The following is a 996-nucleotide window of genomic DNA, read 5'->3' as shown; positions in this document are numbered from 1 at the left end:
AGCCTTTTCAATCTTGGTTTTTCCTGGTCCCCGCGGAAGTCGGCAAAGGCCATTAGCGAATTGATGGGGCGACAACCCGATCGTTCTGTTGACATTCGGTGGCCCACAGTTGACCGGGCGATGTTGGCCCAGGCCTCGTCAATAGAGAAGTCCCCGGTAGATCACAGGGTGCCTAATCCACTGTGCCCTTGACCGAGGACTTCCGTTGCTAACGTACCCCGGCGTTGTCGATCTGCCCGAGTCGACCCTGACGTTTCTGACCGCGCTGCTCGCCGAGGACCGCGCCCGACACCAGACCTGGCGCAAGCTACCCTCACACGACCAGGCACTCCTGGTACTCGTCCACCTACGCAAAGGTGAACGCTACGAACAGCTCGCCGCGGGCTTCCAGGTCAGCGTCGGCACCGTCCACACCTACATCCACGAGGCCGTCCGCCTCCTCGCGACCCGCGGGCGCAGCCTGCTCGCCGCTGTCTGGACCTTCGCGTGGACCCAGAGCAACTTCCTCATCCTCGACGGCACAGTCGTGCGCACCAACCGTGTCCGCGCCCACAACAAGCTGTACTACTCGGGCAAGCACAAATACCACGGCATCAACCTCCAGGGCCTCATGGACCCCTACGGCCGGATGATCTGGATCTCCGAAGGGCTACCCGGCTCCGTCCACGACATCACCGCCGCCCGGATGCACACCATCCTCGACCTCGTCGACCGCTCACAGCTCTACCTCTACGCGGATAAGGGCTACGTCGGCGGCGAGGGCGACCGACTCCTCATTCCGATCAAAAAGCCCAGGAACAAGGAACTCCCCGTCCGCGACAACGAAGCCAACCAGACTCACGCCGCCACCCGCTCACAGGGCGAACGCGGCTTCGCGGTCCTGAAGAACTGGCACATCTTCGACCGCTACCGCGGCTGCCCCCGCCGTGTCGGCATATTCGCGCAGGCCATCCTCGTCCTCACCCACGAAGGCAATTAGAAAAACCACATTGAAAA

The 996-nt window shown here is 62.3% G+C and carries 1 protein-coding gene; it reads left to right on the top strand.

What is annotated here, in order from left to right; all coding sequences use genetic code 11:
* The first annotated feature begins 205 nt into the window (after positions 1-205).
* On the top strand, positions 206-979 hold the full coding sequence (locus MJ785_RS14615; RefSeq protein ID WP_239381351.1) for a transposase family protein: 774 nt from the start codon (positions 206-208) through the stop codon (positions 977-979).
* Positions 980-996 lie beyond the last annotated feature (17 nt).

Origin of the sequence: Protofrankia sp. CiT1 (assembly GCF_917627335.1) — a bacterium.
Taxonomy (GTDB): domain Bacteria; phylum Actinomycetota; class Actinomycetes; order Frankiales; family Frankiaceae; genus Protofrankia.
The sequence above is the reverse complement of the archived record's forward strand: the minus strand, read 5'-3'. Positions and strand labels throughout refer to the sequence as shown.